Source organism: Solwaraspora sp. WMMA2080 (assembly GCF_027497395.1).
Classification (GTDB): domain Bacteria; phylum Actinomycetota; class Actinomycetes; order Mycobacteriales; family Micromonosporaceae; genus Micromonospora_E.
In genome coordinates, this window is sequence record NZ_CP114910.1 from 67,218 (window position 1) to 87,742 (window position 20,525).

At 71.5% G+C, this 20,525-nt stretch carries 17 protein-coding genes and 1 pseudogene; 10 read left to right on the forward strand and 8 right to left on the reverse strand.

What is annotated here, in order from left to right; genetic code table 11:
* Nucleotides 1–152: 152 nt before the first annotated feature.
* The 3 genes from O7543_RS00315 to O7543_RS00325 form a co-directional block, all read right to left on the reverse strand.
* Nucleotides 153–821 carry a response regulator transcription factor gene (locus O7543_RS00315; protein ID WP_123602728.1) on the reverse strand — a complete coding sequence of 223 codons (669 nt, stop codon included), beginning with the start codon at nucleotides 819–821 and terminating at the stop codon, nucleotides 153–155.
* Nucleotides 822–828: 7 nt separating this feature from the next.
* Entirely contained in the window at nucleotides 829–2,469 is a 1,641-nt protein-coding gene (locus O7543_RS00320) for a GAF domain-containing sensor histidine kinase (RefSeq protein WP_281555640.1), read from the reverse strand.
* 71 nt (nucleotides 2,470–2,540) lie between these two features.
* The gene (locus O7543_RS00325; protein WP_281550735.1) at nucleotides 2,541–4,337 is read right to left on the reverse strand and encodes an AMP-dependent synthetase/ligase; all 1,797 of its coding nucleotides are present in this window, start codon (nucleotides 4,335–4,337) and stop codon (nucleotides 2,541–2,543) included.
* A 171-nt stretch (nucleotides 4,338–4,508) separates the two neighbouring features.
* On the opposite strand from O7543_RS00325, the gene O7543_RS00330 reads away from it, so the two are divergent.
* From O7543_RS00330 to O7543_RS00355, 6 genes are all read left to right on the forward strand, one after another.
* Nucleotides 4,509–4,970, forward strand: coding sequence for an SRPBCC family protein (locus O7543_RS00330; protein ID WP_281550734.1), 462 nt, complete (start codon nucleotides 4,509–4,511; stop codon nucleotides 4,968–4,970).
* A gap of 14 nt (nucleotides 4,971–4,984) precedes the next feature.
* A complete protein-coding gene (locus O7543_RS00335) occupies nucleotides 4,985–5,692 on the forward strand; it encodes a hypothetical protein (RefSeq protein WP_281550733.1) in 708 nt (235 codons plus the stop codon).
* Nucleotides 5,693–5,797: 105 nt separating this feature from the next.
* A complete protein-coding gene (locus tag O7543_RS00340; RefSeq protein WP_281550732.1) occupies nucleotides 5,798–6,745 on the forward strand; it encodes an ROK family glucokinase in 948 nt (315 codons plus the stop codon).
* A 24-nt stretch (nucleotides 6,746–6,769) separates the two neighbouring features.
* Nucleotides 6,770–7,597, forward strand: coding sequence for an endonuclease/exonuclease/phosphatase family protein (locus tag O7543_RS00345; protein ID WP_281550731.1), 828 nt, complete (start codon nucleotides 6,770–6,772; stop codon nucleotides 7,595–7,597).
* 37 nt (nucleotides 7,598–7,634) lie between these two features.
* Entirely contained in the window at nucleotides 7,635–9,038 is a 1,404-nt protein-coding gene (locus tag O7543_RS00350; RefSeq protein ID WP_281550730.1) for an NAD(P)-binding domain-containing protein, read from the forward strand.
* On the forward strand, nucleotides 9,035–9,853 hold the full coding sequence (locus O7543_RS00355; RefSeq protein WP_281550729.1) for an alpha/beta fold hydrolase: 819 nt from the start codon (nucleotides 9,035–9,037) through the stop codon (nucleotides 9,851–9,853). The genes O7543_RS00350 and O7543_RS00355 overlap by 4 nt, the downstream gene beginning before the upstream one ends.
* Before the next feature lie 23 nt (nucleotides 9,854–9,876).
* On the opposite strand, the gene O7543_RS00360 is transcribed toward O7543_RS00355, so the two are convergent.
* The 4 genes and pseudogenes from O7543_RS00360 to O7543_RS00375 form a co-directional block, all read right to left on the reverse strand.
* The gene (locus tag O7543_RS00360; protein ID WP_281550728.1) at nucleotides 9,877–11,289 is read right to left on the reverse strand and encodes a trehalose-6-phosphate synthase; all 1,413 of its coding nucleotides are present in this window, start codon (nucleotides 11,287–11,289) and stop codon (nucleotides 9,877–9,879) included.
* 167 nt (nucleotides 11,290–11,456) lie between these two features.
* Nucleotides 11,457–12,287, reverse strand: a complete 831-nt coding sequence (locus O7543_RS00365) for a DUF308 domain-containing protein (RefSeq protein ID WP_281555639.1) — start codon at nucleotides 12,285–12,287, stop codon at nucleotides 11,457–11,459.
* A pseudogene (locus O7543_RS00370) lies at nucleotides 12,267–12,539 on the reverse strand (DUF308 domain-containing protein); the annotation flags it as partial. The pseudogene O7543_RS00370 and the gene O7543_RS00365, both read right to left, overlap by 21 nt.
* A gap of 150 nt (nucleotides 12,540–12,689) precedes the next feature.
* Nucleotides 12,690–16,271 (reverse strand): adenylate/guanylate cyclase domain-containing protein, encoded by a 3,582-nt coding sequence (locus tag O7543_RS00375; RefSeq protein WP_281550727.1) that lies wholly within the window; start codon nucleotides 16,269–16,271, stop codon nucleotides 12,690–12,692.
* Nucleotides 16,272–16,489: 218 nt separating this feature from the next.
* Here O7543_RS00375 and O7543_RS00380 point away from each other — a divergent pair, with 218 nt between their 5' ends.
* Nucleotides 16,490–16,684 (forward strand): hypothetical protein, encoded by a 195-nt coding sequence (locus O7543_RS00380; RefSeq protein WP_281550726.1) that lies wholly within the window; start codon nucleotides 16,490–16,492, stop codon nucleotides 16,682–16,684.
* Between the two features lie 80 nt (nucleotides 16,685–16,764).
* Here O7543_RS00380 and O7543_RS00385 read toward each other — a convergent pair whose 3' ends face one another.
* Nucleotides 16,765–17,457: a Crp/Fnr family transcriptional regulator gene (locus tag O7543_RS00385; RefSeq protein ID WP_281550725.1), complete on the reverse strand. Its 693-nt coding sequence runs from the start codon at nucleotides 17,455–17,457 to the stop codon at nucleotides 16,765–16,767.
* Between the two features lie 358 nt (nucleotides 17,458–17,815).
* On the opposite strand from O7543_RS00385, the gene O7543_RS00390 reads away from it, so the two are divergent.
* From O7543_RS00390 to proC, 3 genes are all read left to right on the forward strand, one after another.
* Entirely contained in the window at nucleotides 17,816–18,322 is a 507-nt protein-coding gene (locus O7543_RS00390; protein ID WP_281550724.1) for a polyadenylate-specific 3'-exoribonuclease AS, read from the forward strand.
* 177 nt (nucleotides 18,323–18,499) lie between these two features.
* Nucleotides 18,500–19,528 carry a 6-phosphofructokinase gene (locus tag O7543_RS00395; RefSeq protein ID WP_281550723.1) on the forward strand — a complete coding sequence of 343 codons (1,029 nt, stop codon included), beginning with the start codon at nucleotides 18,500–18,502 and terminating at the stop codon, nucleotides 19,526–19,528.
* Nucleotides 19,529–19,660: 132 nt separating this feature from the next.
* Nucleotides 19,661–20,479 carry a pyrroline-5-carboxylate reductase gene (proC, locus tag O7543_RS00400; protein ID WP_281550722.1) on the forward strand — a complete coding sequence of 273 codons (819 nt, stop codon included), beginning with the start codon at nucleotides 19,661–19,663 and terminating at the stop codon, nucleotides 20,477–20,479.
* Nucleotides 20,480–20,525: the final 46 nt, after the last annotated feature.

Genomic DNA, 20,525 nt, shown 5'->3' on the forward strand with positions numbered 1-20,525 from the left:
TGCTGGCTGGCTGCTGGCGCTAGCTAGCCATTGTGCCCGCTGCGTGCCCGGGCATCCAGAGCGTCCGACCCGCGAGGTTCCCGCCCGCACCGATCAGAGCCGCCACGGTCGACGTGGGCCGGCCCACCCGCCGCCGGCACCACGTGACCAGGTCAGAACTTCGGAGCGTCCGGCGCCTCCAACAGACCGAGCCGCAGCGCCGTCATCAGCGCCTGGGCCCGGTTCGCCGCGCCGAGCTTCTCGTACAACTTGGAAATATGCGTCTTCGCCGTCGACTCGCTGACGAACAACTGCTTGGCGATCCCGGCCACGCTCATCCCATCGGCGAGCAGGCGCAGCACCTGGCCCTCCCGGGGGGACAGTTGCGGCCCGGACGGCGCGAGCCGGCGTTTCATCGCCTCGGCCAGGTCAGCTGCGGTGAACGCGCTCGGCGACGAGGCCGCGTGCCGGGCCGCCGCGACCACCTCGTCCGCCGGTGCGGTCTTCGGCACGAACGCGCTGGCCCCGGCCTCGAGGGCGCCGAACAGCTGGTCGTCGCCAGCGTACATGGTCAACACCACGATGCCCATCGTGGAGCTGGACTTTCGCAGCGCCCGGGTCGCTTCAAGGCCGCTGCCGTCCGGCAGCCGCAGGTCCATGATCACAACATCTGGTTGCAGGGCGCCCGCCTGGCGTACACCCTCGGCCGCCGTCGCGGCCTCACCGACGACCTCGAACTGGCGGTCGCGCTCGAAAGCGTGCCGCAGGCCCTTCCGGATGAGGTCGTGATCATCGACAAGCAGGACCTTGGTCCGGGTGGTCGGTGTGGGGCTGGTGGTCATGCTGTGGCTACTCCCCTTCTGGTGCTGTCACGCTATCGCGCACGCTATCGCGCCGGGGCGAGGTTCCGAGCACCACTGCCACGGTCGTTCCGCTCGGGTGTCGTGGCCTGATCTCCAACCGGCCCCGGATACGTTCCGCTCTCTCTGCCATGATCGCAAGACCGTACCGCCCATCCGGACGCTGGTCGGCGATCCCCTGACCGTCATCCGACACTTCTATTTGCGTGTACGGCGGGTCAATGTCGCACGTGACCCACAGATTCGCGGCGCCGGCATGCTTGCGCGCATTGGTAATCGCCTCCTGGGCGATGCGCAGTAGTTCCGCCTCGGTGGCAGCCGGCAGCCGGGCCCCGGACTCGTCCAGCGACAGGTGCACCCGCAACCGGCCGGACGATCCGACGGTACGGGCGTACTCGGCGATCGCGGCCGCCAGCCCGCCGTGCCGGTCCACCTCACTGCGCAGCTCGAACAGGCTCAGCCGCAGCTCGGTGATCACCCGGGTGACCTCGCCGCGCAGTGTCCGCAGGTCCTCGGCGGTCTCGTCACTGCCCTCCGGCAGGGTGGCCAGGGCGTTGTCGATGCCGTACCCGACCATCACCAACTCCTGGGCCACCCCGTCGTGGATCTCCCGGGCCAGCCGTTGCCGTTCCTCGTTGGTGGCCAGCGACCGAACCTCGTCGAACAGCAGCGCGGCCTCCAGCCGCAGCGCTGCCGGGCGGGTCAACGCGGTGATCCGGGCAACCACCGGCGGTGGGTAGGCGTTGGCGCTGTCCGTCTCCAGAATCACCAGACCGACCGTGCGCACCCCGGCGACCAGCGGCACCACCAGCGCCGACACGTCACCGCCGGGGTGCGATCGGGCCTGGGACCGGGCCGCGGTCTGGGGCAGTTGGCTGGCCCAGGCGTCGGCAATGGCCGAATCCGCGTCCAGGGTCGTCTCCCAGTCGACCCGGTCCAGGCCGGCCTGGGCGAGCACCACCAGCCGCCCCCCACCGCTGCCGGAGAGCACCGCGGTGCGACCGGTCGGCGCCACCGCGCGCAGCTCCTCGATCAGATGCTCCGAGATGCTGCCCGGGTCGAGCGTGGCACCGGGCAGCTGCCGCGCGACGCTGCGCAGCTGGGTGAGCAGCCGGGTCGCCTCCGCGTACGGGGCGGGCTTGCTCTCCCCACGGGCCTGCATCACCTGCTGCAGCGTGCCGGCGGCCAGGATGCCCAGGCTGGCCAGGATCAGCCACTGGGTGCAGACCGCGACGAAGCCGAGCTGGGCCAGCTGCGGTCGGCCGTCGATCGTGGTGAACAACCCGCTGAGGGCCAGGGTGAGCGCGGTGACGCCGAGCAGCGCGGTCGCCTCGCGGGTCCGCCGTTGCAGCACCGCCACCGTCAACGGCACCGACAGGTACGGCAGCATCGCCGAGGCGCCCAGCCCGGCGCCGATGGAGCCGCGCAGGTTGGCGGCGGCGGCCACCTCACTCGTGGCCAGGCCGACGATGACGACCTCGGCGAGGCGGCCGAGCATGCTGATGACCGGGTGGCGGGGGACGAGCACCGCCGGAGCGCCGGCGACCGCCAGCAGCGCCACCCAGCGCAGTTCGCCGAGATCCCGGGTGGTGATCAGGGTCAGCACCGCGACGAGCGCGAGCATGACCAGGCGCGCCACCGCGGCGAGTGGATGCGGACGGGGCGCGTCGGACGTCGGTGCGGACACGTGACGGATGGTAGTCAGCTCCCGTAGATTTCGGCGATCTCGGCTTCGTGGTTGGCGTGCACCATCGCCCGTTTCACCTTCAGCGACGGGGTCAACTCGCCGCTCGCCTCGGTGAAGTCCCGGGCCAGTACCCGGAACCGCCGGATCGACTCAGCGGCCGAGACGGCGCGGTTCGCCTCGTCCACGGCCTGCTGGAGTTCAGCCAGCAACGCCGGATCGTCGCGTAGCTCGGCGACGGTGCGGCCAGGCGGGTGACCGTTGCGTTCCAGCCAGGCCGGCCAGGCGTCCTCGTCGACGGTGAGCAGCGCGGCGATGAACGGCCGGCGGTCGCCGACGACCACGCACTGGCTGACCAGCGGGTGGGCTCGCAACTGGTCCTCCAGCACGGCCGGCGTGACGTTCTTGCCGCCGGCGGTGACGATCAGCTCCTTCTTGCGACCGGTGATGGTCAGGAAGCCGTCGTCGTCGAGCCGGCCGAGGTCCCCGCTGCGGAACCAGCCGTCGTCGGTCAGCACCTCGTCGGTCTGCTGTCGGTTGTTCCAGTACCCCTGGAACACCAGATCGCCGCTGACCAGCACCTCGCCGTCGTCGGCGATCCGGACGCTGACGCCGGGCAGCGGCCGGCCGACGGTGCCGATCCGGATCGCGTGCTGCAGGTTGACCGACACCGCCGGGGAGGTCTCGGTCAGCCCGTACCCCTCGTAGACAGTCACCCCGATGCCGCGGAAGAAGTGCGCCAACCGGGCACCCAGTGGGGCACCACCGGAGATCGCGGTGCGGCACCGGCCGCCGAGCGCGGCCCGCAGCTTCCGGTAGACCAGCCGGTCGAACACCGCGTGCCGGGCGCGCAGCCCGAGCCCCGGCCCACCAGGGGTGTCCAGCGCCTCGCTGTAGGCGACGGCCACCTGGTCGGCCCGGTCGAAGATGGCGCCCTTGCCGCCGTCGTATGCGCGCTGCCGGGCCGCGTTGTAGACCTTCTCGAAGACCCGGGGTACGGACAACACGAACGTCGGGCGGACGCTGGCCAGGTCGTCGACCAGGTTCTTCGGGTCGGCGGCGTGAGTCATGGTGGCCCGGGCGTGCACCGCGCCGATCTGGATCAGCCGGGCGAATGAGTGCGCCAGCGGCAGGAACAGCAGGGTGGCGGCACCCTCGTGGAACAGGTTCGGCAGGCCGGGCACCGCGTTGGCGATGTCGGCGTACATGTTCCGGTGGCTGAGCACACAGCCCTTCGGCCGTCCGGTGGTTCCACTGGTGTAGATGATCGTGGCGATGTCGTTCGAGGTCAGCTGCTGGCGGCGGTGCTGCACCTGAGCGGCGTCGACGGTCCCGCCCCGGGCCAGGATCTCGTCGAGACCACCGGTTTCCAGCTGCCACACCTCGCGTAGCGCGGGCAGCCGGTCGCGGACCGAGGCCAGGGTGATCGCGTGTCCGTTGGTCTCCAGCACGCAGGCGACCGCGCCGGAGTCGGCCAGGATCCAGGCGACCTGCTCGGCGCTGGACGTCTCGTACACCGGCACGGTCACCGCGCCGATCGACCAGATCGCGTAGTCGAGCAGCGTCCACTCGTACCGAGTCCGGCTCATCAGACCGACCCGGTCGCCGGCGGTGATGCCCGCGCCGATCAGGCCGCAGGCGACCGCCACCACCTCGTCGCGGAACTCCCGGCAGGTCACTTCCTGCTGCCCGTGGGGGCCGGGCCTGGTGAACTGCACCGCGTCGGGTGCTGACTCGGCGTTGTCCCAGACCGGATCGGTCAGGTTGGCGGCATCACCGACCGTGACGACCGGTGGTACGGAGAACTCGCGCACCTGCACTCCTTGCGCTCGCGGGCTGAGGCGGACCGGACCGGCGGTGCACGTCCGGCTACCCGCAACCTACCGGGCGGCCGATGACCTGCGCGGTCAGCCCGCTGCCGGGGGCGGCCGGATGGTTGTCGGCCACTGGCTTGATCTTGCCCGGCACCGGGTAGCCTGCCCCACATGGCGGAGTCCTCCACCAAGTCGATCGTCGTCGCCGCACCCGCGTCCCGGGTGACGGCGGTGATCTGCGACTTCGTGCGCTACCCCGAGTGGACCGAGGCGCTGGACCGGGTCGAGGTGCGCCAGGAGTACGAGGACGGATACGCGCGTGAGGTCCGCTTCGTGCTGGATGCCGGAGTGCTCGCCGACGAGTACACGTTGATCTACGAGTACTCCGAGGACCTGTCCCGAATCGAGTGGCGGCTGGCTGAGCCGTCCCGGATGCAGCGTCGGCAGGACGGTGCGTACGACATCGAGGACAACGGGGACGGGTCCACCACGGTGACCTACACGCTGGAGGTGGAGCTCTCCGTCGGGATGCTCGGGATGTTCCGCCGCAAAGCCGAAAAAATGATCATGGATGCTGCCCTGACACAGCTCAAGCACCGAGTGGAACAGCTCGGTACGACGGAGACAGGCTAGGGGGCGGGCCGACGGTGGGAACGGATCCTCGCTCGGCGCGGGCGGAGGCGGAACGGTTGGTGGCGACCGCGTTGGCGATGGCGCAGCTGGCGGCGCGCGGCCAGCGGCTCGGCGCTGGTGCCGCAAGTGGCCTCGGCCTGCTGCGTGACCTGCTGGGCGGCACCGGTCCGGTCGCCACCGGCGACCCGGCCTGCTGCGTCTGCCCGGTCTGCCGGGCCATCACGGCATTGCGTGATCCCAGTCCGGAGCTGGCCGACCGGCTGGCCGCCGGTGCCGGGGACTTCGCCGCCGGAGTCGCCAGCCTGTTGCGTGCCCTGGCCCCGGACCGTACGGCTGACCCCGCGGCGGCCCCGGACCGTACGGCTGACCCCGCAGCGCAGCCGGAGCCTGCGGCTGGTTCGCCGGCTGCGGATCCCGCCGGCCCGCCGCCGGACCGGCACGATCCGCCGACCGGCCGGATGACCTCGGACGACGAGGTCTGGCGCCAGGCCACCTGGACCATGGATGATTCGGACTCAGCGGGTGATCGGGACGTCTGGTCGGCCGCGACGAACGCCCCCGTCGACGTCGCCGGGACAGGCAAACCACCAGCCCGGGGCCGCCCCGGTGGTCCGGCGGTGACCGCCCCGGTGACACCCGGCGCGGATGCCGACAGGGCGGAGCCGGACCGGTCGGGTGCCACCCGGCCGGACCACGGCCGGCCGGGACCTGATCTGGCCTGATCCGGCACCGTCCGGCCGGACCACCGTCCAGCGGTGGACCGTCGCCGGAGGGGACCCGGTGCGGACACCGGCGCGCGAAGAGCACAGCAGAGGGGAGCGGCAGCGGTGACGCTGACCATCGGAGTCGACATCGGTGGCACCAAGGTCGCCGGCGGGGTCGTCGATCCGGACGGAAAGGTCCTGGCCCGGACCCGGCACGAGACGCCGGCCGACGACGTGGCCAAGACCCGGGACGTGATCGTCGAGGTGGTGCTCGAGCTGGCGGCGAACCACTCGGTCGGCGCGGTCGGCATCGGGGCCGCCGGTTGGATCGACGAGCGTCGCTCAACTGTGCTGTTCGCCCCGAACCTCGCCTGGCGGGACGAGCCGCTGCGGGACTACGTGAGCGCGGCGGTCGGCCTGCCGGTGATCGTTGAGAACGACGCCAACGTCGCGGCCTGGGCAGAGTTCCGGCACGGCGCCGGCCGGGCCGCCGCCGACTCGATGGTCATGTTCACCGTGGGCACCGGCATCGGCGGCGGCATCGTGTACGGCGGCGAACTCGTCCGCGGCGCGCACGGCATCGCCGCAGAACTCGGCCACATGCTTGCGGTTCCGGACGGACACCAGTGCGGCTGCGGCCGGCAGGGCTGCATCGAGCAGTACGCCAGCGGCAACGCACTGGTCCGGTTCGCCCGCGCCGGTGCCCGGCAGGAACCGGACCGGGCAATCAAACTGCTGGCCCTGGCCGGTGGCGACGCCGAGGCGGTGACCGGACCGATGGTCACCACCGCGGCCCGCTCCGGTGACCCGGTCTCCTGCGAGGCGTTCGCGCAGATCGGGCGCTGGCTCGGCATCGGCCTGGCCGACCTGGCGCAGATCCTCGATCCCGAGGTGTTGGTGATCGGCGGCGGCGTCGTCGACGCGGGTGACCTGTTGCTCGGCCCCGCTCAACGGGCGTACACCGACGCGCTGGCCCAACGGGTCCGCATTCCGGTGGCCGAGGTGCGGCCGGCCGAGCTGGGCAACGCTGCCGGTGTGGTCGGTGCGGCCGACCTCGCCCGCCGGATCTGAGCCCATCGGGCCGAGGAGGGGACTGTGACGGCTGACCAGACGACCGCGCCACAGCGGGCCGGCGTGCGGTTGCGGGTGCTCACGTACAACATCCACGGCCAGCGTGACGACCGGGCCGCGCTGGCCGAGGTCGTCCGCCAGGTCGCACCGGACGTGGCGATTCTGCAGGAGGCACCGCGCCGGTGGCGGTGGCGTACCAGGTCCGCCGCGCTGGCGAACGCGTTCGACATGGTCGTCGGAGCCGGTGGGCCACCGCCGTTGGGCAACCTGGTGCTGACCACGCTGCGGGTACGGGTGACGGGTACCTGGTCGGTCCGGTTCCCGCTGACACCCGGTCGGCACCTGCGCGGCGCGGTGTTCGCCCGCTGCGCGGTCGGCCCGGCCCGCTTCGTGGTGGCCGGATCGCATCTGTCCACTGATCCGACGGAGCGGCCGGCGCAGGCCCGGCTGCTACGTCAGGCCTGCGCCGACGTCGACGGATCGGTGATTCTCGGCTTGGACGTCAACGACCAGCCGGCGAACCCCGACGACCCTCCGTCGCCCGGCATCGACGCCCGGCTTGCGCCCGGCACCGACGCCCGACCGCCGGGCGACACCGGTGCGGCGTGGCAGTTGGCCGCCGCCGGGTTCACCGACGCCGCTGCCGCCGTCGGGGCGGACCGGGCCGGCACGTTCCCGGGCCGCGACCCCCGCCGACGGATCGACGCGATCTTCGTCGATCCGCGAATCGAGGTGGCCGGCTGCCGGGTGGTGGACACCCCGGCGGCGCGGCGGGCAAGTGACCATCTTCCGGTCGTTGCCGATCTGGTGCTCACCGATCCGGCACCGGGACTGGACAAGCGGGGCGGCTAGCCGGCACGATTTCGCAGCCGTACGAAGGAGATTGCCGGTGTCTACTTCCGCTGACTACGACAGCCCCATCACCGGCACCGACCGGTGGCGGGACGACCGCCCGATCTCCGAACAGGGTGAGAACGTCTGCGTCATCGGTGCCGGGGCGAGCGGGTTGTGCGCGGTCAAGAACCTGCGCGAACAGGGGTTCGGGGTCGACTGTTACGAACGGGAGACGGGCGTTGGCGGTGCCTGGAACTGGCGCCACGACCGCAGTCCGGTCTACGCCAGCACCCACCTGATCTCGTCGAAGCCGTTCAGCCAGTACCCCGACTTCCCGCTGCCGGACAGCTGGCCCGACTACCCGCACCACAGCCAGCTGCTGGCCTATCTGGAACGCTACGCCGACCACTTCGATCTGCGCCGGCACATCTGGTTCGGCACCGAGGTGGTACGGGTCGAACCGGCGCCGGGGGACCGGTGGGACGTGACGACCCGCAGCGCCGGCGGCAACGGTGCCCAACGCACCCAGCGCTACGCCGCCGTGGTCGTCGCCAACGGACACAACTGGGCACCCCGGCTTCCCGACTACGAAGGATTGTCCGGTTTCACCGGGCAGGTGATCCACGCGTCGGCCTACCACGACGCCACTCAGCTGCGCGGCCGGCGGGTACTGGTGGTGGGCGGCGGCAACACCGGCTGCGACATCGCCGTCGAGGCCGGGCAACAGGCGGCCCGCTGCTGGCACTCCACCCGTCGCGGCTACTGGTACACCCCGAAGTACCTGTTCGGCCGGCCGAGTGACCAGGTCAACGCGGGGCTGCTCGCCCGGCGTCTGCCACGCTGGCTGCGCCAGGGAGTTCTCCACCGGCTGCTCCGGTTGGTCGTCGGCGACCAGACCCGGTTCGGGCTACCGGCTCCGGAGCACCGGGTGTTCGACGCCCATCCGGTGGTCAACAGCCAACTCGTCCTGCACATCGGGCACGGTACGGTCCGCCCGGTGCCCGACGTGGCCAGGTTCCGCCGGCATACCGTAGAGCTCACCGACGGCACCGAAGTGGATCCCGACCTCGTCGTGCTCGCCACCGGTTACCAGCCCCAGTTCGACTTTCTCGATCCGCGGGTGCTCGGCGTCGACGCGGACGGTCGGCCCCGCCTGCACCTGCACGCCTTCGCCCCGGGACACCCGACGCTGTCGGTGGTCGGGCTGGTGCAGGCGGAGTTCGGGGTCTTCCCGGTGGTCCACTGGCAGAGCGTGGTGGTCGCCCGGTGGCTGCGCGCCCGGTCGGCGGATCCGGCGGTCACCGCTGCCCTGGCCGGCCGGATCGAGGCCGGCGCGGGACGGCCCTGGCACGACGCCAAGGTGGCCGACCCGGCTCGGCGCTGGTTCGAGGTCAGTCACGACACCTACCTGCGCGCGCTGCAGGAGACCTTGGACAGTCTGGAGGTGGCGGCCCGATGAGTCGTACCCTTGCGGCCCCCCGCATCGTCCGTACCCGGGAGTGGGCCAGACCGGTCCCGGCGGTGCGTCGCGAGGTGCTGCACGCCGACGTGTCGCGCGACGAGGGCCGGCCGCCGCTGCTGTTCGTGCCCGGTTTCGGGCACGGTGCGTGGGTTTTCGCCGAGCATTGGTTGGAGCGGGCCGCCGAGCGCGGATTCCCGGCGTACGCGGTCAGTCTGCGCGGGCACGGGGACAGCGGGGCGGCGCCGCAGGCCGACCTGCGGGCGTACGTGCACGACGTGGTGCAGGCTGCGGCCGGCCTGCCCCGGCAGGCGGTGCTGATCGGGCACGGCGCTGGGGCGTTGGTGGTCGGTCACGCGTTGGCCCGCTACCCGGCGCGGGCCGCGGTGCTGGCCGCTCCCGTACTCGGTGGCTGGCCGCTGCTCGGCGCCGCGCTGCGTCGCAACCCGTTCGGCACCCTGCCGGCCGTCTTCGGCGGGGCGGTGCGGCTGCGCGCCGGTCAGCTGTTCAGCCGGGAGCTTCCGGAGGCCGTCGCGCTGTCCTACGTAAACCGTTTGGGGCGCGCGTCGGCCCGGGCCCAGTGGCAGCTGCTGGCCCGCCAGCGGGTCGAGCCGCCGGTCGGCGACCCGCCGGTGCTCGTTCTCGGTAGCCCGGACGACCGGGTGGTGCCGGTGTCAGTATTGGACCGCGCGGCCCGGCGGTACGGGGGTGCTCCGTTGCTGTTCCCCGGGATGGGCCACGATCTGATGCTCGACGCGCGGTGGACGGAACCGGTCGACGCGATCCTCGACTGGCTGGACAAGGGAGCCGGCTGACCGGCGACGGTAGACCGGTAGGATCAGGCGGTGAGCCGGGCGGCGAGGGAACCGGTGCGGTCCAGCGCGGTGAGGTAGCCGTGCACCCAGGCCCGGATGTCGTGGGTGCGCAGGTGCTCGCGCATGGAACGCATCCGGTCCGCCACGTCGGTGGGTGACGCCTCCAGCGCGTGCATCAGCGTCAGTTTGAGCCCGTCGAGATCGTGCGGGTTGACCAGGTACGCCTGCTGGAACTCAGCGGCGGCACCAGCGAACTCGCTGAGCAGCAGCGCACCGTCGTTGTCGACCCGGGCTGCCACGTACTCCTTGGCGACCAGGTTCATCCCGTCCCGTAGCGGGGTGACCGCCATGATGTCGGCGACCCGGTACAGCGCCGCGAGGTCGGCCCGGCTGAACGACTGGTTGAGGTAGTGGATCGCCGGTTCGCCGACCCGGCCGAACTCGCCGTTGATCCGTCCGACCTCGCGTTCCACCCGGTCGCGCAGGATGCGGTACTGCTCGACCCGTTCCCGACTGGGCACCGCGACCTGGACCATCACCGTGTCGCGGACCTTGATGTGCCCGTCGGCGATCAGTTCGCTGTACGCCTTGAGCCGTTGCTCGATGCCCTTGGTGTAGTCCATCCGGTCCACACTGAGGATGACGTGCTGCGGGTCACCGAGGTCGGACCGCAGCTGACGGGCCCGGTCCAGCACGTCCGGCCGGCCGGCGAGGGACTCCATCTCGGACATGTTGATCGACACCGGGAAGGCGCCGATGCGTACCACCCGGTCGTCGATGGCGATCCGCCGGTCGGTGGCCGGCACCTTGAGCACCTTCGTCGCCAGCTGGGCGAAGTTGTGCGCGGCCTGGGCGCGTTGAAACCCCACCAGGTCGGCGCCGAGCATGCCGAGCATCAGCTCGGCCCGGCGGGGCAGCTGCATGAACAGCTCCGGCGGCGGGAACGGAACGTGCAGAAAGAATCCGATCAGCAGGTCGGGCCGTAGCGCCCGGAGCATTCCGGGTACCAGTTGCAGGTGGTAGTCCTGCACCCAGACCAGCGCGCCCGGCTCGGCGGCGGCCGCCGCCGCCTCGGCGAAGCGCTGGTTCACCCGCTGGTACGCCTCCCACCACCTACGGTGGTATGCGGGCTGCTCGACGGAGTCGTGGTACAGCGGCCAGAGTGTGGCGTTGGCGAACCCCTCGTAGTGGTCTCTGATGTCCTCATGGGACAGAGCGACGGTGTGCATCCGTACGCCGTCGATGTCCGGCAGGCTCGGTGCCGGGCCGGCGCCACCGGCCCAGCCGACCCAGGTGGCCGGGGTGTGCTGCAGGATCGGGTGCAGGGCGCTGACCAGACCACCGGGGCTGCGACGCCATTCGCACGCGCCGTCGCGCGCGACGCTGTCGTCCACCGGCAGTCGGTTCGCCACCACGACGAGAGAACTCTGACGCATGAGGGGACCTCGTTTCGCTGCGGCGGTTGCCGCGCATGGCGAGTGATCACGAACTCGTGGGGGGATCGGCTACGAGAGTTATTCCTACTGAGACCAAGTTACGCGAGTGTTACAGAGTGACCACAGTCGTCAATGAATCCGAATTTTCGCCATCCGTTGGTCAGGTTTCAGACGACCGCGCCGTCGTCCAGATCGTCATCCTCGTCGTGATCCGGCCGCAGCCGCCAGATCAGCGTGACAAACCCACCGACCACGCCAGCGAAACCGAGCAGGATGGCCAGTCCACGATCCACCGGAAGCACCGTCGGGAAGACGAAGAGGATGAAGCCGGCGATGATCGCCAGTACCCCGAGGACCGCAGCCGACGACAACCGGGGCAGCGGAGGCGGCAGGGGAGGGGTGTATCCCTCCTCCGGCTCGTCGGGTAACCGGGCACCGAAGGTGTCCAGCCCATCCAGTAGGGACGGCTCGTCGTCTCGCCGTCCGACGGAGATGTTGGTGTAGCCGACCGCCCACGGCAACGGGTCCGGCGTGCCGGTGGCCGTGATCTCCGGCTCGGCGCGGCCGCGACCGTCGTCGCTGTCCCGGCCGTCGCTGTCCCGGTTGAGGCCGGCCCGATCGGTCGTGCCCCGGCGATCGGTGGCGTCCCGGCCGGCCGGCTCACGGCCGTCGCCCTCGCCTGCGGTCCCGTCCCGGCGTGGACCGTCGGCGAGCGGATCCCGACCGGTCGACCGGCCCTCCACCGGCAGGTTCTCGACCGGCGGCAGATTCTCGGCGGCCGGCCAGGGCGCGGCGGTGGGGTCCGCTGGAGCCGGAACGTGGTAGTTGGCGATGATGCCGGCCCAGACGGCGTCGACATCGGCGTCCCGACCGGCCTGCTGCCCCGCGCCGGCCGGAACAACCGGGTCCGACGCCGGCGACGTGGTCTGCCCGGACCCGGTCGTCGGGGAACCGGAGCGGCTGCCCGGCGCGACCGGGCCGTCCTCGGCCAACTGCACCAGGTAGCCCCGGGCGGTGTCCAGGTGCGCCCGGTCGACGAAGAGCCGGTCCACCGGCCGGGCCGGCACGGTGGTCGTGCGGGTGACCGGATTGACGTCCGACGACGGCTGAAGGTAGGCCGCGATCCCACCGGCGGCGAGCACGTCGAGCAGGTGTTCGCCGACCCGTGGGTCGACGTCGCCGGCCACGGCGTACTCGGATGCGTCGAGGCCGTTGTCCCGCCGCCCTCGACGCGCGCCACCCGCAGACACCGAATCAACTCCTCACCGGCCGCCGTCGGGCCCTGTCCGCCGGCGGACCCCCGGCCGGGGGCGTGCCGTGCCCTTGAATCGTGACACGCCGGTAGGTGGTTGTGGGAGTGCGTTGTGCGGTGCCGTGCCCGTGAACCTCGCCGCCTGCGGTCACGACGCCAGGGTCGGAGACCAGCGGTAGCCGCCCGCGTCCTGATCGCCGAGGTGCAGCAACCCGGGTGCCTTGTTGCGCAGCGCGAAGCTCCGCACCTCGGCCAGCGCCGCCGCGTCGGCATCGCGGTCGCCGCCACGCCGCCACGCCGCCACGGCCAACGCCAACGCGATCATCCGGTCGGTGGTCGCGTCGATGTCGGCGAAACCGGCCGCCGCGGCAGCATACAGCTCACCTGCCGCGCGGTTTTCGCCGTCGGCCGCCGCCACCGCCGCGGTCACCGTCCGCAGCGCGGCCTCGGCCCACGGGGTGCGATGCTGCACCCGGTCGAGCATCGCCCGGACCTGCACCGCCGCGCCACGCCCGGCGAACGCGGCGGCGAACGCGGCGGCCGCGATCCACTCGCCGCTGGCCAGCGCGGGCACCTTCGACCAGGACCGGTCCAGCTCGTCGAGCAGCGCTGCAGCCTCCACACCCCGTCCCTGCAGCGCCCGGCACAGTGCGCCCAACCCGAGGCTGTTCCAGTACGGCCGACGGAAGCCGCTGTCCCGGGCCGCGCGCACCGCGTCGGCGACGTCGTCGACCCCGCTCTGGTCGGCCATCGGCACCGGATCGCCGCGCAGCACCCGCAGACACGCCCGTAGGCCCCGTACCTGGATGTCCCACCGGCCACTGGGCGTCGCGACGAAGGCGTCGGCCGCAGCGAGGAAGGCGGCGAAGTCCCCGGCGAAGTAGGCACGCATGGCTTCGCCGGAGTATCCGGTGCTCAGCCCGGAGCCGGAGGCGGCACCGGACATCAGCTCCTGGGCGCCGGACCAGTCGCCCTCTTCACACAACGCGTACGACAGGTTCTGCAGTGCCCGGGGCAGCGCGAGCAGTTGGTGCTCGCGACACATCGCGGTGGCCGCCCGCAGCTCGTCGAGCCCGGACCGGTCCCCGGACTGGTACCGGGCCATGGCAACGGTGATCCGGGCGTTGACCAGCGTCTCGGTCAGCCCCAGCCGGTCGGCGATCTCGGCCGCCGCGCCGGCCGCCGCGACCGCCGGATCCCGTTCCAGGTTGAGCATGTGCAGCCGGCCCAGCTCGGCGTACGCGTCGGCCTTCTGATCGGTGTCCGGCAGCGCGTCGAACAGCTCCACCGCCCGGTCCAGGCAGCGCAGCGCCTCGTCCCGGTCGGTCCGCAGCCAGGCGGCCCGCCCGAGCAGGGTCCAGGCCCGGGCCGCGCACCCCTGATCGTCGACGTCGGCCAGCTGGTCGGCGAGCGTACTCAGCCGTTCGGTGCCCCCGTCGGCGAGGAAACCCGGGCCGTCGCGCAGAAACGCGAGCTCGGCACCGAGCAGTTCGAGCTGCAACCGCTCACCCAGCCCGTCGGTGCCGGCGACGGTCACCAGGCGCAGCGCGCGTTCCACGTGCCCGCTCGCCACGTCCAGCGCGTGTAGGGCGTACGCCCGGCGGGCCGCACGGTGCAGGGCGTCCCGGGCGGCCCCGGCGTACCCGTGGGTCTCCAGACCCAGCGTGTCCGCGATCTCGTGCGCCGCCCACCGGTGGTGGGCCAGCACCTCGGCCAGGTCGGTGTCCCGGTCGCCGGCGAGGGTGTCCAACCAGTCGGCGGTCCGGGCGTGCCGGGCGACCCGTTCGTTACGGGGCAACCGCTGGTAGCAGACGTCGCGGACCAGCACGTGGCGGAACCGGAACTCGGGTTGCTGCGCCATCGTCGAATCCGGCTGTTCGTGGACGAAGTCGCGCTGCTCCAACCGGCGCAGCGCCCGGTCGACCAGCTCCACCGGCTGGCCGAGGGCGGCGGCGACCGCGCCGGGCCAGAACTGCACCCCGACCACGGCGGCGGCGAGCAGCACCGCCCGGTCGGTGGCGTCCAGCAGATCCATCCGGTTGGCGATCACCCCGTGCACACTGTCCGGGATCGGCAGCCGTCCGCTGCGGGTCAACGCCCAACCACGGCCGCTGCGCCGCAACGCCCCCTGCTCCATCAGCATCCGCACGTACTCGTGGGCGTAGAGCGGGTTGCCGTCGGCCACCTCGATCAACGGGCCGAGCAGATCGGCCGAGAACGGCGCCGCGCCGAACATGTGCGCGTACAGCGCGGCCACTCCGGTGTCGCGCAGCGGCGGCAGGGTGATGGTCAGCGCGCCCGGGGTGGTGCCCGCCCAGGCCGGCTCACGGCTGGTCAGCTCGGGCCGGGCGGTGCACAGCAGCAGCAGTGGCACCTGCCGGGCGGAGGCGCCGAGCAGCTCGACGAAGCGCAGCATCGCCTCGTCGGCCCAGTGCAGGTCCTCGAAGACCAGCACGGTCGGTTGCCGGGCGGCCAGGGCGAGCAGGAAGCGCCGCCACGCCGATTCGGTCTCCTCGGCCGGCAGGTTGCGGTGCGGCAGCCCGACCAGTGGGCGCAGCGCGTCGACCAGCCGGTCCGCCTCCGGCCCGACCAGCCCCTGGACCCCGGTGGCCAACTTCTGCTCGGCGACGTTGGCCAGGTCGGTGTCCAGGATGCCGGCCTCGGCCTTGACGATGTCGGCGAGCGCGGCGAACGTGACGTTCTCCCCGAACGGCGGGCACCGGCCGATCCGCCAGGTGACCGGCTGGTCGACCAGCCGTTTGGTGTGCCGCAGCAGTTCCCGGACCAGCCGGCTCTTGCCGATGCCGGCCTGGCCGAGCACGGTGAGCACCTGGGGCCGCTGGTCGCGGATCGACCGGTACAGCGCGTTGACCAGCAGCCCTAGTTCGTGTTCGCGGTCGATCAGCGGGGTCGCGTCGGTCTGCCGGTCGGCCGGCACGGGACGCAACGGGGCCAGTGCCAGCCACACCTCGGTCGGCGACGACCGTCCGCGCAGCGTCACCGCCGGCTGCGGGTCGTAGCGGATAGCCTCCTTGGTCAGCCCGTGCGTGACGCCACACACCAGCAATCCGTCGGTCGGTGCCACCGACTGCATCCGGGATGCGGTGTTGACCACGTCGCCGGCCAGGAACGCCTGGCCACCGTCGCGGGCCGCACCGGTGTCGACCAGCGCCTCGCCGGTGGCCACGCCGATACGGAACCGGAGTCCCTCGCCGGCGGAAGCGGTGAACTCGGTCAGGGCGCGGCGCAGGTCGAGCCCGGCCCGGACGCAGCGCAGGGCGTCGTTCTCGGTGGCCACCGGCGCACCGAACAGCGCCATCACCGCGTCGCCGATGTACTTCTCCACCACCCCGCCGTACTGGCCGACGACCCGACGCGCGATGGAGAAGAAGTTCGTCTGCATCCGCCGGACCTGTTCGGGATCGACCCGTTCCACGTACGGCGTGAAGTTGATCAGGTCGATGAACAGGACGCTGACCCGACGTCGGTCCTCCTGACTCGGCTCGGTCGGCCGTCGGCCGCCCTGCGGCTGCCCGCAGGAGGTGCAGAAGCTCGCGTCGGCCGCCAGCGGGCGTTCGCAGTGCGCGCAGACAGGGATGAGCGCCGTACCGCAGCCGCCGCAGTAGCGGTCGTCGTCGGCCGCGGTCCGGCCACACTTTTCGCACGGGGCAGCGATGCCAGCCTCCTCGCGGGAACGTCGAGTCGGGAGCCTACTGTCGCATCTGGCCACCTGCCCTGGCCAGCGGCTTCGCCTGGCCGGGCGTGGTGGTGCCGGACCCGACCTGCCGGGGTGGCCGGACTCACAGGTCACGGCGGGTGCGTCAGGCCGAGTATCGCCGGTGCGGTCAACTGTCCAAAACCGGGCTGTTGGCTAATGGACAGTCCATCTACGGGTGGTACCGGGCTACATTCATCTGGCCAGATCAGACCGAGCAGGGGAGTCCTGACATGGTGTACGTCAAGTTGGAGCAGGACTGGACGGATCCGTCCGGGGCCAGCCACGGCGCGGGGGAGATGATCGATCTCGACGCCGGCACGCTGGCGAAGTTGCAGGAGGAGGGTGTCGTGGCCGAGGAGTGGATCGGTCCGACCGGGGAGAAGGTCGGCACCAACTGGATCGGCCCGACCAGCAGCCAGCCCTGACGGCGGCAGACGTCAGACCCGGCGGTACGCGCGCCACGCGCGTGCCGCCGGTTTCGTCCTCAGCGGTCGGCCACTCCGGCTCAGCGGTCGGCCATCCCGGCCCGGCGGCGCAGCGCGGCCACGTCGGTCACCACGATCCGCCGACCCTCGGTACGCAGCCAACCTCGGTTGCTGAACGATCCGATCGCCTGGTTGACGCTCTGCCGGGAGCCACCGGCCATCTCCGCCAGTTGGCTCTGGTTCAACTCGATGGTGATCATCGGTGCCTGGCTCTCCCCGGCCAGCCGGACCAGCGTCTTGGCCACCCGACCGGGCAGATCGAGGAAGACGTGATCGGCGTTCTGCTCGGTGAGCCGGCGGATCAGCCCACCGAGCGAGCGCATCACCGCGTCGAGGATGCGCGGGTTGGAGTGCACCAGATCCATGAACGCGCCCCGGGACAACGCCAGCGCGGTGCAGTCCTCGATGGCCTCGGCGGACGCCGACCGGGTCGACGCGTCCAGCAGCGACACCTCGCCGAGCACGTCGGGTGGGCGGACGACGGACAGCACTGCACGTTCGCCGGTCGGCGCGGTGCGGAAGACCGCGACGGCACCCCTCTTGAGCACGATGAGCGATTCGCCCGGGTCGTTCTCGACGAAGAGCAACTGACCCCTGCGGTAGGTGCGGGGTACGGCGGCAGCGATGACCCGTTGCCGGACCTCCGGTTCGAGCCCGGCGAACATGTCCACGCCGGTGAGCGCGTCACCCGGCTCCGGCAGGCGCATCTCCACGGTCCAACCCCTCCCCACCAAGGGCACCATCCCACCGGGGGCACCATCGTGCCCGTCCGGGGTGCATCACCCGACCCAGGCGAACATGAAATAGATACCGTTCGGACAACGGTGTCAACATCAGATCATGGCTGCCGTGTCGCGTGGTGTACACCCCCACAATCATTTCTGTGACAGTCCTGTGCCCGACAAACCGGCAGGCTAGCGGCCAGATCCACCGGCGGGTGGGGGCCGACACGGGGGCCCGGCGGATCCGGCCGTGGGGATGCGGTACCGGTCGGAGCGAGCTGGTCGACAGCGACGCTCCGGCCGGTACCCCGATGGGGGTCTATTTCCGGTATCGGCGAGGATGGCGGTAATGATCTACCGCTACTTCTACGACTGCGAGTTCATCGAGGACGGGCGCCTCGTCGACCTGGTTTCGATCGGTGTCGTCGACGAGCACGGCCGGGAGTTCTACGCGGTCTCTACCGAGTTCGACGGTGCCCGGGCGGTGCCGTGGGTGCGTCGTCACGTGCTCGACAAGCTGCCGTCACCGGCCGATCCGGCCTGGCGGTCCCGGTCACGGATCCGCGACGACCTGTACGCCTTCCTGGTCGCGCCGCTGCGCGACGGTTCGGCCACCGAGTTGGAGCTGTGGGCCTGGTACGCCGCGTACGACCATGTGGCGCTGGCCCAGTTGTGGGGGGCCATGCCGGCCCTGCCCCGGGAGATCCCCCGGTTCACCAAGGACCTGCGGCAGCGGTGGGACGACGTCGGTCGGCCGGATCTGCCGGCGTCCGCCGCCGACCGGCACGACGCGCTCGTCGACGCACGCCACAATCTCGCCCGCTGGCAGGTGATCTGCCGGGCGTACCTGCGGTGACCGGGCCACCGACGGTCCGGTGATCCTCGGGGTCTGCTCGCCCGGTCGCTGGCCGGGCCGATAAAGTGCGCACTGACGGCCCGCCCCGGGCCGGCAATGATGCCGACGGTCTGACCGGACTTCGTTCCTGGGGCTCGAGTGGGTCTACCGCACAGTTTCCTGGAGGATGAGCGGATCATGCGTATCGGCGTGCTCACCGGCGGCGGCGACTGCCCCGGCCTGAACGCAGTGATCAGGGCGGTGGTGCGTAAGGGCGTCGCCAGCTACGGTCACGAGTTCATCGGATTCCGCGACGGCTGGCGCGGACCGCTGGAGGGGCTGAGCCGGCCTCTCGGTATCAACGAGGTACGGGGCATCCTGCCCCGGGGTGGCACCATCCTCGGTTCGTCCCGGACCAACCCGTTCAAGATCGACGGCGGGGTCGAGCGGATCAAGGAGAACCTGGCGTCCCAGGGCGTGGACGCCCTGGTAGCGATCGGCGGCGAGGACACCCTCGGCGTCGCCACCAAGCTGCACGAACTCGGCGTCCAGGTGGTCGGCGTGCCGAAGACGATCGACAACGACCTCGGCGCCACCGACTACACCTTCGGCTTCGACACCGCGGTCAACATCGCGATGGAGGCCATCGACCGGCTGCACACCACCGCCGAGAGCCACCACCGCACCCTGGTGGTCGAGGTCATGGGTCGGCATGCCGGCTGGATCGCGCTGCACGCCGGACTCGCCGGCGGGGCGAACGTGATCCTGCTGCCGGAGCGCGAGTTCGACGTCGAGCAGGTCGCCACCTACGTCGAGAAGCGCTTTCAGAAGCAGTACGCCCCGATCGTGGTGGTCGCCGAGGGCGCCCACCCGATGGAGGGCCAGATGGTCCTGCAGAACAAGGAGCTTGACTCCTTCGGCCACGTCCGACTCGGCGGCATCGGCCAGTGGCTCGCCGAGCAGCTGGAGGCCAAGACGGGCAAGGAGGCCCGGACCGTCGTGCTGGGGCACATCCAGCGCGGCGGCACCCCCACCGCCTTCGACCGGGTGCTCGCCACCCGGCTCGGCCTGCACGCCATCGACGCCGCCAACGACGGAGACTGGGGCAAGATGGTCGGTATCCGGGGGACCGACATCGTCCGGGTGCCGTTGGCCGAGGCGACCCGGGAGCTCAAGACCGTGCCACTGGAGCGCTACACCGAGGCCGAGGTCTTCTTCGGCAGCTGACGACCGATTTCGGGCCGGGATGGGCGGCTCTCGCCAGGGCGCCGCTCCGCCCGGTCCGGCGCGGTTCGGTTCGGTCCGGTTCTGGTTCGTCGCGGTTCGGTTCGGACCGGTTCGAGAGAGGATGACGTACGGATGTCTCCCGGCGCGCACAAGGTAGCCGTGATCGGTGCCGGCAAGATCGGCGAACTGGTCCTCTCCGGCCTGTTGCGGGCCGGCTGGCCGGCCGATCAACTGCTGGCCACGACCCGGCGGCGGGAGCGGGCCGAGGACGTCGCGGTGCGCTACGGCGTGTCGGTGGTGGACAACCACACCGCAGTGGCCGAGGCGGAGGTGCTGGCCGTGGCGGTCAAGCCGCAGGACGCCGCCACCCTGCTGGACCAGATCGGCCCCAAGGTGCCGGCGGACAAGCTGGTCGTTTCGCTCTGCGCGGGCCTGCCGACCGAGTTCTTCGCCCGCCGGCTACCGGACGGCACCCCGGTGGTACGGGTGATGACCAACACCCCGGCGCTGGTGGACCAGGCGATGACCGCCATTTCCGCTGGCCGGCACGCCACCGCCGCGCATCTGGCCCTCGCCGAGGAGATGTTCCAGCCGCTCGGTGTCACGATCCGGGTGCCGGAGACCCAGCAGGACGCGGTCACCGCGTTGTCCGGTTCCGGCCCGGCCTATTTCTACCTGCTGGTCGAGGCGATGATCGACGCCGGAATTCTGCTCGGGCTGCCCCGCCAGGTGGCGCACGACCTGATCGTGCAGACGGCGATCGGTTCGGCGGTGATGCTGCGGGACTCCGGCGAGCATCCGGTCAAGCTGCGCGAGGCCGTCACCTCGCCGGCCGGCACCACCATCTCGGCCATCCGCGAGCTGGAGAACCACGGGGTCCGGGCGGCGCTGCTCGCCGCCCTGGAAGCGGCCCGCGACCGTGCTCGGGAGTTGGCCGCGCAGCACGGCTGAGGTATTCATTCACGCTCACCCTCTTCCGCTGAACGTGTCGGTGTGG

Coding starts and splice junctions, on each gene's coding strand:
- proC (WP_281550722.1), top strand. CDS start 19,661: ATGTCTCCCGGCGCGCACAAGGTAGCCGTGATCGGTGCCGGCAAGATC.
- O7543_RS00355 (WP_281550729.1), top strand. CDS start 9,035: ATGAGTCGTACCCTTGCGGCCCCCCGCATCGTCCGTACCCGGGAGTGG.
- O7543_RS00395 (WP_281550723.1), top strand. CDS start 18,500: ATGCGTATCGGCGTGCTCACCGGCGGCGGCGACTGCCCCGGCCTGAAC.
- O7543_RS00360 (WP_281550728.1), bottom strand. CDS start 11,289: ATGCGTCAGAGTTCTCTCGTCGTGGTGGCGAACCGACTGCCGGTGGAC.
- O7543_RS00380 (WP_281550726.1), top strand. CDS start 16,490: ATGGTGTACGTCAAGTTGGAGCAGGACTGGACGGATCCGTCCGGGGCC.
- O7543_RS00315 (WP_123602728.1), bottom strand. CDS start 821: ATGACCACCAGCCCCACACCGACCACCCGGACCAAGGTCCTGCTTGTC.
- O7543_RS00330 (WP_281550734.1), top strand. CDS start 4,509: ATGGCGGAGTCCTCCACCAAGTCGATCGTCGTCGCCGCACCCGCGTCC.
- O7543_RS00390 (WP_281550724.1), top strand. CDS start 17,816: ATGATCTACCGCTACTTCTACGACTGCGAGTTCATCGAGGACGGGCGC.